Source organism: Naasia lichenicola (genome assembly GCF_004801885.1).
In the GTDB taxonomy this organism is placed as follows: domain Bacteria; phylum Actinomycetota; class Actinomycetes; order Actinomycetales; family Microbacteriaceae; genus Naasia; species Naasia lichenicola.
Genome location: NZ_SSSM01000005.1, coordinates 378,896 through 390,568, shown reverse-complemented (window position 1 = coordinate 390,568; position 11,673 = coordinate 378,896). Strand labels below are relative to the sequence as shown.

The window sequence follows — 11,673 nt, the reverse complement described above, 5'->3', positions numbered from 1 at the left end:
CCCCCAAAACTACCCGCTCCGCCCGAGCCCGGCTGCGCCGATACCCTGGACCCGTGCACATCCTCGTCCTCGGGTCGGGTGCGCGGGAACACGCCATCGCGGATGCCCTGCTCGCCGATCCAGCCGGTCATCGCGTCGACGTCTCCCCCGGCAACGCGGGCATCGCCGCAGCGACGACGGTGGTGCAGCTCGGTGACATCTCCGACGGCGACGCCGTCTCCTCCTACGCACTCGAGCACGGCATCGACCTCGTCGTGGTCGGGCCCGAGGCTCCGCTCGTCGCCGGCGTCGCCGACGCCGTGCGCGAGCGCGGGATCCCGATCTTCGGGCCCGCCCGGGCCGCCGCCCAGCTCGAGGGCAGCAAGGCCTACGCCAAGCGGATCATGTCCGAGGCGAACGTGCCGACCGGCCGCGCCGTCCGTGCAGGAACACTCGCCGAGGTCGAGTCGGCTCTCGACCTGCTCGGTGCGCCGCACGTCGTCAAGGCCGACGGGCTCGCTGCGGGGAAGGGCGTCCTCGTCACCGAGGATCGCGCCGCCGCACTCGAGCACGCGGTCTCGCACCTCGAAGACGGACCGATCCTCATCGAGGAGTTCCTCACCGGGGATGAGGTGTCCCTGTTCTTCCTGGCCGACGGCCACGACGTCCTGCCGCTGTCCCCCGCGCAGGACTACAAGCGCCTCCTCGACGGCGACGAGGGCCCGAACACCGGTGGCATGGGCGCGTACTCCCCGGTGAGCTGGCTCGTGGATCGGTTCGGCGATGAGCACGCATTCGTCGAGCGCGTGCTCACCGAGGTCGCGCTGCCGGTGGTCCGGCAACTCGAGCACGAGGGCACTCCGTTCATCGGACTGCTCTACTGCGGGCTGATCGTCGACGGCACCGACATCCGCGTGATCGAGTTCAACGCGCGCTTCGGCGATCCCGAGACCCAGGTCGTTCTCCCCCGGCTCGTCACTCCGCTCGGAGACCTGCTCTTCGCCGCCGCCACCGGCGGGCTGCACGCCATGCGCTGGCCCGAGTTCGATGATCGGGCATGCGTGGGCGTCGTCCTGGCCAGCTCCGGCTACCCCGGTGCGCCGATCACCGGTCGTCCGCTCGCTGGGCTCGACGCCGCCCTCCAGGTCCCTGAGACCCGGATCGATCACGCGGCGACCGCACGCGACGACTCGGGAGCGCTGCTCGCCACAGGAGGACGCGTGCTGACGGTGGTCGCGCAGGGCGACGACTTCGCGGAGGCCCGCTCCCGCGTCTACCAGGCGATCGATCGGATCACCCTCGAGGGCGGCCAGCATCGCACCGACATCGCCGCACGGGTCGCGTCATGAGTGAGGACGGGTCCGCTCTCGGATCGACCGAGCAGGCTCCGCTCGAGCTCGCCGGATGGAGGCACGTCTACTCGGGCAAGGTCCGCGACCTCTACCTCCCAGCCGATGCAGGCGATGCGAGCGGGACCATGCTCGTCGTCGCGAGCGATCGGGTCAGCGCGTTCGACTTCGTCCTCGAACCCGGCATCCCCGACAAGGGCGCGCTGCTCACCTCGCTGAGCCTGTGGTGGTTCGACCGCCTGCCCTTCCCGAACCACCTGACCGACGTGCAGACGGTGCCCGAGGCAGTCGCCGGACGATCGATGCTCGTCCGATCCCTCGAGATGCACCCCATCGAGTGCGTGGTGCGCGGGTACCTGTCCGGCAGCGGGTGGATCGAGTATCAGGCCGATGGCAGCGTCTGCGGCATCCCGCTGCCCGCCGGGTTGAACAACGGCGACCGCCTTCCCGAGCCGATCTTCACTCCCGCCTACAAGGCGCCGCTCGGCGAGCACGACGAGAACATCAGCTACGAGCGCGTCGTCGAGCTGGTGGGGGAGGACGTTGCCGCTCAGCTCCGCGAGCTCTCGCTGCGCATCTTCACGGCCGCCTCGGCCATAGCGGAGGAGCGCGGGCTGATCCTCGCGGACACGAAGTTCGAGTTCGGCACCGACGCCGACGGCGTCCTCCGTCTCGCCGACGAGGTGCTGACGAGCGATTCGTCCCGCTACTGGGACGGCGATCTCTGGGCCGCAGGAGTGCGCGACCAGAGCTTCGACAAGCAGATCGTGCGCGACTGGCTGGCCGCGCACTGGGACAGGCAGGGCACCCCGCCTCCGCTGCCGCCCGAGATCGTGGAGCGGACCGCCGACCGATATCGCGAGCTGATCGGCCGCCTCACCGGGGCCTGAACCGATTCAGTTGCCCCGTTCTGCTGCCTGAGACGCATTCCAGGCGACAGAACTGGGCAGCTCGCGTTGCTGGGCGAGCTGTCAGCCGGTGATGCGGGTGTGCTCGTAGGGAGTGGTGACGCCGTCGTAGGCGAGGGCCATCATCATGCCCTGCGCGGCATGTTCGAGATTGTGGCAGTGATCCATCCAGATGCCGGGGTTGTCGGCGATCAGCATCACCTGCCAGGTCTCTCCCGGCTGCACGTCGAAGGTGTCGAGCCACAGAGTGGCTCCGGTCGCGGCGATGCCGTTGCGGGAGAGCACGAGAACGTGATGTCCGTGGATGTGCATCGGATGGGTGTCACGGCTCCGGTTGACCACGGTGAGCCGGATCACGTCGCCCTCGCTGACCTCGATGCTCTCGATGTGCGGGAACACCGAGCCGTTCACCGTGTACGCGTTGAGCGGAGCCCCGTTCACGAACCGCGGGAGCTGGTCGAGCACCATCGACTCGTCCCGCAGAACGGCTGGCACGTCGAACTCGCGGGTGCCGTACGCCAGCAGGTCGAGATCGCCGCCCGCCTTCTGCACCGAGAGGTCGAGGGGCGTCGACCCTCGCGGCCCGATGCCGAGCGCGACGCGCGTGGTCGAGTCGGTGGTGAGGAGCACACCGCCATCGGGAATCGTGACGACGAGATCCATCCGGCCGCCCGCGGGGATCCGCACCGCCTCGTCGCGCACGGACGAGCCTCCCGTCAGGTCGCGGCCGTCGACGGCGGCGATCCGGAAGTCCGCGCCGGTGAGCCGCAGGCGGCGAGGCAGCTGGTCGGTGTTGATCAGCCGCAGACGCACCGACTCGCCGGATGCGACGTCCTCGGTGCGCGGGATGTCGCTGCCGCCGAGCCACACCGACGAAGCGAAGGTGTGCAGGGGAACCAGGATGTCCACGTCCTCGGGAACCCCATCGTACGGAAGGACGATGAGCGCGCCGAACAGCCCGCGCGCGATTCCCTCGAGCGAGCCCTGGTGGGTGTGGTACCAGTACGTCCCTGGCTCATCCGCGACGAAGCGGTAGTCGAATGACTCGCCGGGCATCACCGGATCCTGCGTCGCACCGGCCACCCCATCCTCGCCGTTGGGGACGTCATAGCCGTGCCAGTGCAGGGTGACGCCGTCGGTGATGTCCCGGTTGCGCAGCGTCACATCGACGATCTCTCCGACCCGAACGCGGATCTCCGGGCCGGGGAGGGAGCCGAAGGTCCAGGCGTCCACTGCCGCACCGGACGCGGATGTGATCGTCTTCTGGCGCGCGGTGAGGTCGAAGTGCCGGACGACGCCGGGCGCGTCCGCCGGCGTCCTGAGCTCATCGACCGACACCCGCCCCGCTGATGCGTCCGCCGCTCGCACTGCCGCCGGCGCCGTGCCGTGCGCATGGTCGACGAGGGCACCCGGGCTCGCGACATCGCTGAGCCAGGCTCCGCCGAGGGAGGCGATGGCGATCAGCCCGAGCATCGCAGCAGCTCCCGTCCGCTCGCGAGCCGGTCGCCGCTCCAGGACCGCGTAGGCCAGCACCCCGGCGCAGGCGACGAGCAGGCAGAGCACCACCGCAGGCGCTGGCTCGAGGGGAAACCCGACCACGGTCCGCGCCACGAGGCCGGCGACGGCCGCAGCGGCGGCGGTCACGAAAGCCGCGATGGTCCGCGAGCCGAAGGACCTGCTCGGGGCCGAAGCAGGGGGGTCGTCCGAGGTCGTCGGCAGGAGTCCCCGCGACCCGAGGCGCCTCTCGCGAACCGCCCAAGTCACTGCGAGCCCTGCAGTCAGCAGTTGGAGCGGAATGGCGAACGCGAGCTTCTCCTGCGCGAAGGGCCACCCTCGGGTCGCCAGGATCCCGGCGATCGCACCCTGGCCGACGAGCAGGACCATGGCCGCGCCGAGCAGCAGCGTCGAACTGCGGCCGGTCGTCGGACCGGGCGACCGCGCGCCGAGCACGGCGGCTGCCGCCCATGCGGCGGCCGTACCCGCTGCGACGACCAGATCGAGCAGGAGGAGGGAGGTGCTCACGGGGTCGGGCGGCGCCGTGACATCAGACCGCCCCGGGGCCCACGACCGCGGGAGGCAGGTCCACCACCTCCCGCGTCGCGCGGCCGGTGCGATCGAGCCGGAAGGCCCGCGAGACGAGCGCTCCGCTGACTCCGATGATCGCGAGGCCGTTGAGGCCATGAAGTCCGAGCAGGATGCTGGCGCCCAGCGGGACCGTCTCGCTCTCGGGTCCGACGTTGAAGATCGCCCCCGTGATGATGAAGAGCACCGTCTGGAAGAGGATGAGGACGAGCGGCACGACGCTCATCCCGATCGTGCGGCCGCCCGCCCGAGCGATCGCCGCGCCGATGATGTTCAGCAGGGCGAGGGCCGGAAGCACGATCGACCCGTTGATCCCGTGCGGGTCGAAGTTCTCGGGCTTGCTGAACACCCCGAACGCGGCGAAATAGAGCTGGACGAGGCCGGACGCCAGGAGCAGCAGCGAGGTGACGACGAAGACCTTGCGCATGTCGGATCCCTTTCCGAGCGAGGGTGATGCCTTGCCGGGATCACCGTCTCCGGCACCCGTTGGCGCATACCATACGCCTCCTGGAAATCTGCACGGAAGGGGGCTGGCACCCTACTTCGGCGAGAGAGGACCGGGCGGACCGCGGCGCCGGAATAGTGCGCGTCCGCTCGACGTTCCCCCTAAAGTGATTGACGTGACAACCAAATCTGCCGACTCGGCGGGAGACAGCCTCTCCGCCGCCACCGCGATGGGGGCGGTGACGCTCAGAGTCGCGGATCTCGACACCATGCTGGGCTACTACCGCGATGGGATCGGCCTCGAGCTGCTCGCACAGTCGGGAAGCGACGCCGTCCTCGGCCGCGGCGCCGTCCCGTCGATGATCCTTCGACAGGAGTCGGCCCTCAAGCACGCGTCTCCCAGCCAGGCAGGGCTGTACCACACGGCGTTCCTCTTCCCCGAGGCCGGCGATCTCGCCGCCTCTGTCTACTCGGTCGCCACGAAGTACGGCAGCTCGTTCACCGGGAGCTCGGACCACCTCGTCAGCAAGGCGCTCTACTTCGACGACCCCGAGGGCAACGGCGTGGAGCTCTACTGGGACCGCCCTCGGTCGGAATGGACCTGGCAGGGCGACCGGGTGGCCATGGGCACCGTCTACCTCGACCCGAACCGATTCCTCAGCGAGAACCTCACGGACTCACTCGCCGAGACGGGACCGGTCGGCGCTGCGGGTGTCGGCCATGTGCATCTGAAGGTCGGCGACATCCCCACCGCGCGGGCCTTCTACGTCGACACCCTCGGCTTCGAAATGACCGCCGAATACGGGCCCCAGGCCCTCTTCGTGTCGGCCGGCGGCTACCACCACCATGTCGGCATGAACACCTGGCAGAGCGCGGGCGCCGGTCAGCGCACTCCGGCGCTCGGCCTGGGCGAGGTGACAATCCGCCTCGGCTCCCCCGACGATCTCGGCGCACTGCGCGAGCGACTGGCGGCCAAGCGGCTGGCTGTGCGCGATTCGGGCGCGGAGCTCGCATTCGACGATCCATGGAGCAACCTGGTGAAGGTCGTCGTCGACTGACCCTGCCGTTCCTCATGGTCCGGAGCGGCCGGCCCGTTCTCGACCCTCGGTAGGATCGTGGGGGTTCTGCGACGTGCAGCCCAGCATTCGAGAGAGGTCGCTCCCGTGCCCACCATCGTGGTCGAAGTCATGCCGAAGGCCGAACTGCTCGATCCCCAGGGTAAGGCGGTCGCCGGAGCCCTCGCCCGCCTCGGCAGCAGCACGTTCTCCTCGGTGCGGATCGGCAAGCGCTTCGAGCTGACCTTCGACGGCCCGGTCGACGATGCGGTGCTCGCCGAGGTCAAGGACATCGCCGAGACCCTCCTCTCCAACGCGGTCATCGAGGACGTCGTCGGCATCCACGCGGACGCCCTCTGATGCGCATCGGGGTCGTCACGTTCCCCGGTTCGCTGGACGACCGGGACGCGCAGCGCGCCGTCCGATTCGCCGATGCCGAGCCCGTGGCGCTCTGGCACGGCGACCACGATCTGCAGGGCGTCGATGCCGTCGTTCTCCCCGGCGGCTTCAGCTACGGCGACTACCTGCGCTGCGGCGCCATCGCCGCCCGCTCGGCGATCATGACCGAGGTCATCGCAGCCGCCGAACAGGGCATGCCGATCCTCGGCATCTGCAACGGCTTCCAGATGCTCACCGAGTCGCACCTGCTGCCCGGCGGACTCATCCGCAACGAGGCGGGCAGCTTCGTCTGCCGCGATCAGCTGCTCCGCGTCGAGAGCACGTCGACCACGTGGACGTCGGGCTTCAGCGCGGGCGAGGAGATCATCATCCCGCTGAAGAACGGCGAGGGCGGCTACATCGCCGACGCCGTCACCATCGAGCGGCTCGAGGGCGAGGGCCGTGTGGTCTTCCGCTACCTCGGGTACAACCCGAACGGCTCCATGAACGACATCGCCGGGATCAGCAACGAGCGCGGCAATGTCGTGGGCTTGATGCCGCATCCGGAGCACGCCATCGAACCCGGTTTCGGACCGGACACCGCCGACGCGATGCGCAGCGGCGTCGACGGCCTCCGCCTGTTCCGCTCCGCCCTCGAGAGCGCCCTCGCGCACTGACCCGACGGCCCTGCCGTCCCCCGATCCTCCGATTCGAACCTCTGCGTGCTGAGGAGCATCCACCCGTGACAACCTCCCCCGTCGAATCCAGCCCGGCAGACGCCGCGCAGATCGACATGCCCTTCGTCGACGGACCCCTCGTCGACACCGTCGAGCGCGCGGCGACGAACCCCGAGCGAGAGCAGCCCTACGCGGCGCTCGGCCTCAAGGAGGACGAGTACCTGAAGATCCGCGAGATCCTCGGCCGACGTCCCACCAGCGGTGAGCTCGCCATGTACTCGGTGATGTGGAGCGAGCACTGCTCCTACAAGAGCAGCAAGGTCTGGCTGCGTCAGTTCGGCCAGAAGGTCACGCCCGAGATGACCAAGAACCTCATGGTCGGGATGGGCGAGAACGCCGGGGTCATCGACGTGGGGGAGGGCTGGGCGGTCACCTTCAAGATCGAGAGCCACAACCACCCGAGCTACATCGAGCCGTTCCAGGGCGCCGCGACCGGCGTCGGCGGCATCGTCCGCGACATCATCTCGATGGGCGCACGCCCGGTCGCCGTGATGGACGCCCTCCGCTTCGGCGCCATCGACTCGCCCGACACCGCCCGCGTCGTGCACGGCGTCGTGTCGGGTATCAGCTTCTACGCCAACTGCCTCGGGCTGCCCAACATCGGCGGCGAGACCTACTTCGACAGCGTCTATCAGGCGAACCCGCTCGTGAACGCCCTCGCCGTCGGCGTGCTCCGGCACGAGGACCTGCATCTCGCGAACGCCCGCGGCGTCGGCAACAAGGTCGTGCTGTTCGGCGCCCGCACCGGCGGCGACGGCATCGGCGGCGCCTCGATCCTCGCGTCGGACAGCTTCAGCGCGTCCGGACCGACCAAGCGGCCCGCCGTCCAGGTCGGCGACCCGTTCGCCGAGAAGGTGCTCATCGAGTGCTGCCTCGAGCTGTTCCGCGACGATCTCGTCGAGGGCATCCAGGACCTCGGCGCAGCGGGAATCAGCTGCGCCACGAGCGAGCTGGCGAGCAACGGCGACGGCGGCATGGCCGTCGACCTCGATCGGGTGCTGCTGCGCGATCCGTCCCTCACCGCGGAGGAGATCCTCATGTCGGAGAGCCAGGAGCGGATGATGGCCATCGTCCGTCCCGAGAAGCTCGACGCGTTCATGGCGGTCGTCGGCAAGTGGGAGGTCGAGACGAGCGTGCTCGGCGAGGTCACCGACACCGGTCGCCTGATCATCACCTGGCGCGGCGAGACCATCGTCGACGTCGACCCCCGCACCGTCGCGGTGGACGGACCCGTCTACGACCGGCCGATCGCCTACCCCACCTGGATCGACGAGCTCAACGCCGACTCGGCATCCGGCCTCGCTCGCCCCACCGCGGGCGAGGAGCTGGCCGCGCAGGTGCAGGCCCTCGCGGCGAGTGCGAATCTCTCCGACAAGAGCTGGATCACCGCGCAGTACGACCGCTACGTGATGGGCAACACCGCACTCAGCTACCCCGACGACGGCGGCATGGTGCGCGTCGACGAGGAGTCGGGCCTCGGCTTCGCCGTGGCGACCGATGCGAACGGCCGCTACTGCTATCTCGACCCGTACCAGGGGGCCCAGCTCGCCCTCGCGGAGGCGTACCGCAATGTCGCGGTCACCGGTGCGACGCCTGTCGCCGTCTCGGACTGCCTCAACTTCGGCTCTCCGGAGAACCCCGAGGTGATGTGGCAGTTCTCGAAGTCGGTCGAGGGTCTGGCCGACGGCTGCCTCGAGCTCGGCATCCCCGTCACCGGCGGCAACGTCTCGTTCTACAACCAGACGGGCAACGTGCCCATCCATCCGACTCCCGTCGTCGGCGTGCTCGGCGTGATCGATGACGTGGCGCGCCGCGTGCCGTCCGGATGGCAGGACGAGGGCCACAACATCTACCTGCTCGGCATCACGTCGCTCGAGCTGGACGGTTCGGCATGGGCCGGTCTCGTGCACGGACATCTCGGCGGCCGTCCTCCTGCAGTCGACCTGCAGCGCGAGAAGGAGCTCGCGGGGCTCCTCAACGGCGGCACGAAGGAAGCTCTCATCGGCTCCGCGCACGACCTGGCCGACGGCGGACTCGCCCAGGCGCTGGTCGAGTCCGCGCTGCGATTCGGCATCGGCGCGCGCATCTTCCTCGATGAGCTCTGCGAGCGCGACGGCATCGACCTGGCGACCGCGCTGTTCAGCGAGTCGACCGGTCGGGTCATCGTCTCGGTGCCACGCGAGGACGACGTGCGGTTCGTGGGCCTGTGCGAGGCCCGCCGGTACCCCGTGCAGCGGATCGGCGTGACCGACGGCCTCCCCGATGCTGCGCCGTCGCTCAACCTGCAGGGCATGTTCGACATCTCGCTCGCCGACCTCCGCGCCGGCTGGTCGGGCACCCTGCCCACGCACTTCGCGTAGGTCCCACACCCCGACACTGTCCTGCGGACAGAACACTGCCGTCGACGCCAGTGTTCTGTCCGCACGGCAGTGCTGGCGCTGCGGCGCCCCGTGCGCAACGCCGAACTGCCCAGTTCTGCCGATCAGGAGGCTTCCTAGGCGGCAGAACTGGGCAGTTCGGCGACGGAATCAGGCCTGCGAGCCCGCCGGGGTCTCAGCGGCCGGCTCCTGGACCGCCGTGGCGGCGGTCGCCGGCTTGCCGTCGGTCGACCACTTCTGGGTGAACGTCGGCTTGGCGAAGAACGCGACGATGATCGCGCCCACCAGCGCGGCCGCGGCGGGGAGCAGCAGCGACTGGCCCATGGCGGCGGCGAAGCCCGCCTGCAGCTGCTCGGGCAGCTGGCCGCCGCCGAAGTCCGCGGAGCCACCAGCGGCTCCCCCGCCGAGCTCGGCGGACAGGCGCCCCTCCATCAGTGCGGCGATCGACGCGCTGCCGAGGACCGCGCCGATCTGCCGGGTGGTGTTGAAGACGCCGGAGCCGGCACCCGCGACCTTGACCGGCAGGTTGCGGGTCGCGGTGTTGGAGATCGGCGCCCATATGCCCGCGTTGGCGAGGCCGAGCAGGGCGGCGGGGAAGAGCAGCTGCCAGATGGGGGTGTCCGGAGTCATGATGGCGGCGTACCAGACGAACGATCCGGCGAGCGCGAGCATGCCGAAGATCGCCAGGTTGCGCGGGTTGATCCGGTCGATGATCTTGCCCACGACCGGTGCCAGCAGGATGGTGATCGCCGCCATCGGCACGAGCATGAGCGCCGACTGGGTCGGGGTCAGTCCGCGGACGGTCTGGAAGTAGAACACGATCGGCAGGCTCATGCCGGTGATCGCGACTCCCACCGTGGTGATGGCCGCGTTCGCCAGGGAGAAGTTGCGGTCGCGGAACAGGCTGAGCGGGAGCAGCGGCTCTCCGCGGTTGAAGCGCTGCCAGACGACGAAGCCGACGAGCACCACGATGCCGGCGATGATGAGCCCCCAGACGGAGATCGGCCCGGCGATGGTTCCCCAGTCATAGCTCTCGCCCTCCTGCAGGCCGAAGACCAGCAGGAACAGGCCGACGGCCGAGAGGACGACGCCCAGCCAGTCGAAGCGGTGGGTGTTGGTGGCCAGCTTGGGCACGTTGCGCGAGACCAGCACGAAGGCCAGCACGCCGATCGGCAGGTTGATGAAGAAGATCCACTCCCAGCCGAGGCCGTCGACGAGGACACCGCCGAGGATCGGACCGACGAGCGTCGCCACGCCTGCCGTCGCTCCCCAGAGGCCCATCGCCGCGCCGCGCTTGTCGGGCGGGAAGATGCGGGTGATCACGGCCATCGTCTGCGGCGTCATCATGGCGGCGCCGAGACCCTGCAGCACGCGGGCGGCGATCAGCATCTCGATGGTCGGAGCGAGGCCGCACAGCAGGGACGCGAGGGTGAACACCGTGAGGCCGATGAGGAAGAGGTTCTTCGGGCCGAATCGGTCGCCGAGCCGTCCGGCGATGAGCAGGGGAGTGGCGTAGGCGAGCAGATAGGCGCTCGTCACCCAGATGACGGAGTTGATGTCGGTGTCGAGGCCGCGCAGGATCGCGGGGTTCGCGACCGACACGATGGTGCTGTCCACCAGGATCATGAAGAAGCCGAGGACGAGCGACCAGAGCGCCGGCCACGGTCGGACCTCTCGGCCGGAGCCGGTGGTGAGTGCGGTGGTCGTACCCGAGTGGGTCATGCGGATGCTCCTTCGTGAGCGATGTCGGAGATGTCGTGCCTGCCGGTCTCGGCGTGATCGACCTGGTGCTGGGGGTCCTGCCAGACGAGACGGCCGGACCTGAGATCGTCGAGCAGCTGCTCGATCCAGTGGATCTGAGCGGCGAGCATGGCGTGCTGGTAGCGGGTGTCGAGCCAGTAGGGCTCGTGCAGCTCGATCGCGGTGTGCGCCGCGATGAGCTCGCCGTGGAAGTCCAGCTCGGCGCGCAGGGCGACGAGCCGACGGTCGAGGACCTGCACGACCTCGCCTTCGGGCAGGTTGTGCATCTGGGCCACGGCCACCGGGAACTCGGGGTACTCGTTGGTCGGCACCGAGAGGCGGGTCTCGACCCAGTCGACGAGGGCTGTGCGGCCGGCCTCGGTGAGGGAGTACGTCGTGCGCTCCGGCCGATTGCCTTCGCGATCGCGTCCGACCTCGGCGAGCAGCCCGCGATCGGCCAGCCGGACGACCGCGTGATAGAGCGAGCCCGGCCGGATCTTGACGAGCCGGTCCTCGGCTCGGGCGACCAGCAGCTGGTACATCTCGTAGGGATGCATCGGCCGCTCATGGAGGACCGACAGCACAGCGGTCTCCAGCGGCTTGAGCTCGGACACGTGCGTGCT

Annotated in this window: 10 protein-coding genes; 6 read left to right on the top strand and 4 right to left on the bottom strand. The window is 69.5% G+C overall.

What is annotated here, in order from left to right:
* Positions 1 to 53: 53 nt before the first annotated feature.
* Positions 54 to 1,328, top strand: coding sequence for a phosphoribosylamine--glycine ligase (gene purD / locus E6C64_RS12745; RefSeq protein WP_136427878.1), 1,275 nt, complete (start codon positions 54 to 56; stop codon positions 1,326 to 1,328).
* Positions 1,325 to 2,218, top strand: a complete 894-nt coding sequence (locus E6C64_RS12740; protein WP_136427877.1) for a phosphoribosylaminoimidazolesuccinocarboxamide synthase — start codon at positions 1,325 to 1,327, stop codon at positions 2,216 to 2,218. Before purD ends, E6C64_RS12740 begins: the two co-directional genes overlap by 4 nt.
* Before the next feature lie 81 nt (positions 2,219 to 2,299).
* On the opposite strand, the gene E6C64_RS12735 is transcribed toward E6C64_RS12740, so the two are convergent.
* Together E6C64_RS12735 and E6C64_RS19110 are read right to left on the bottom strand one after the other, a co-directional pair.
* A complete protein-coding gene (locus E6C64_RS12735; protein WP_158437860.1) occupies positions 2,300 to 4,258 on the bottom strand; it encodes a multicopper oxidase family protein in 1,959 nt (652 codons plus the stop codon).
* Positions 4,259 to 4,280: 22 nt separating this feature from the next.
* A complete protein-coding gene (locus E6C64_RS19110; protein ID WP_158437859.1) occupies positions 4,281 to 4,745 on the bottom strand; it encodes a DUF6220 domain-containing protein in 465 nt (154 codons plus the stop codon).
* A 247-nt stretch (positions 4,746 to 4,992) separates the two neighbouring features.
* Here E6C64_RS19110 and E6C64_RS12730 point away from each other — a divergent pair, with 247 nt between their 5' ends.
* The 4 genes from E6C64_RS12730 to purL all read left to right on the top strand — a co-directional run bounded on the left by E6C64_RS12730 (position 4,993) and on the right by purL (position 9,292).
* On the top strand, positions 4,993 to 5,820 hold the full coding sequence (locus E6C64_RS12730; RefSeq protein ID WP_136428689.1) for a VOC family protein: 828 nt from the start codon (positions 4,993 to 4,995) through the stop codon (positions 5,818 to 5,820).
* 105 nt (positions 5,821 to 5,925) lie between these two features.
* On the top strand, positions 5,926 to 6,177 hold the full coding sequence (purS, locus tag E6C64_RS12725; protein WP_136427875.1) for a phosphoribosylformylglycinamidine synthase subunit PurS: 252 nt from the start codon (positions 5,926 to 5,928) through the stop codon (positions 6,175 to 6,177).
* On the top strand, positions 6,177 to 6,872 hold the full coding sequence (gene purQ / locus E6C64_RS12720; protein WP_136427874.1) for a phosphoribosylformylglycinamidine synthase subunit PurQ: 696 nt from the start codon (positions 6,177 to 6,179) through the stop codon (positions 6,870 to 6,872). The genes purS and purQ overlap by 1 nt, the downstream gene beginning before the upstream one ends.
* A 116-nt stretch (positions 6,873 to 6,988) precedes the next feature.
* Positions 6,989 to 9,292 carry a phosphoribosylformylglycinamidine synthase subunit PurL gene (purL, locus tag E6C64_RS12715; protein WP_136428688.1) on the top strand — a complete coding sequence of 768 codons (2,304 nt, stop codon included), beginning with the start codon at positions 6,989 to 6,991 and terminating at the stop codon, positions 9,290 to 9,292.
* A gap of 168 nt (positions 9,293 to 9,460) precedes the next feature.
* On the opposite strand, the gene E6C64_RS12710 is transcribed toward purL, so the two are convergent.
* The gene (locus tag E6C64_RS12710) at positions 9,461 to 11,032 is read right to left on the bottom strand and encodes a DHA2 family efflux MFS transporter permease subunit (protein ID WP_136427873.1); all 1,572 of its coding nucleotides are present in this window, start codon (positions 11,030 to 11,032) and stop codon (positions 9,461 to 9,463) included.
* Positions 11,029 to 11,664 carry a PadR family transcriptional regulator gene (locus tag E6C64_RS12705; RefSeq protein ID WP_233255612.1) on the bottom strand — a complete coding sequence of 212 codons (636 nt, stop codon included), beginning with the start codon at positions 11,662 to 11,664 and terminating at the stop codon, positions 11,029 to 11,031. The genes E6C64_RS12710 and E6C64_RS12705 overlap by 4 nt, the downstream gene beginning before the upstream one ends.
* Between the last annotated feature and the right edge of the window lie 9 nt (positions 11,665 to 11,673).

Coding starts and splice junctions, on each gene's coding strand:
- E6C64_RS12710 (WP_136427873.1), bottom strand. CDS start 11,032: ATGACCCACTCGGGTACGACCACCGCACTCACCACCGGCTCCGGCCGA.
- E6C64_RS19110 (WP_158437859.1), bottom strand. CDS start 4,745: ATGCGCAAGGTCTTCGTCGTCACCTCGCTGCTGCTCCTGGCGTCCGGC.
- purL (WP_136428688.1), top strand. CDS start 6,989: ATGCCCTTCGTCGACGGACCCCTCGTCGACACCGTCGAGCGCGCGGCG.
- E6C64_RS12740 (WP_136427877.1), top strand. CDS start 1,325: ATGAGTGAGGACGGGTCCGCTCTCGGATCGACCGAGCAGGCTCCGCTC.
- E6C64_RS12730 (WP_136428689.1), top strand. CDS start 4,993: ATGGGGGCGGTGACGCTCAGAGTCGCGGATCTCGACACCATGCTGGGC.
- purQ (WP_136427874.1), top strand. CDS start 6,177: ATGCGCATCGGGGTCGTCACGTTCCCCGGTTCGCTGGACGACCGGGAC.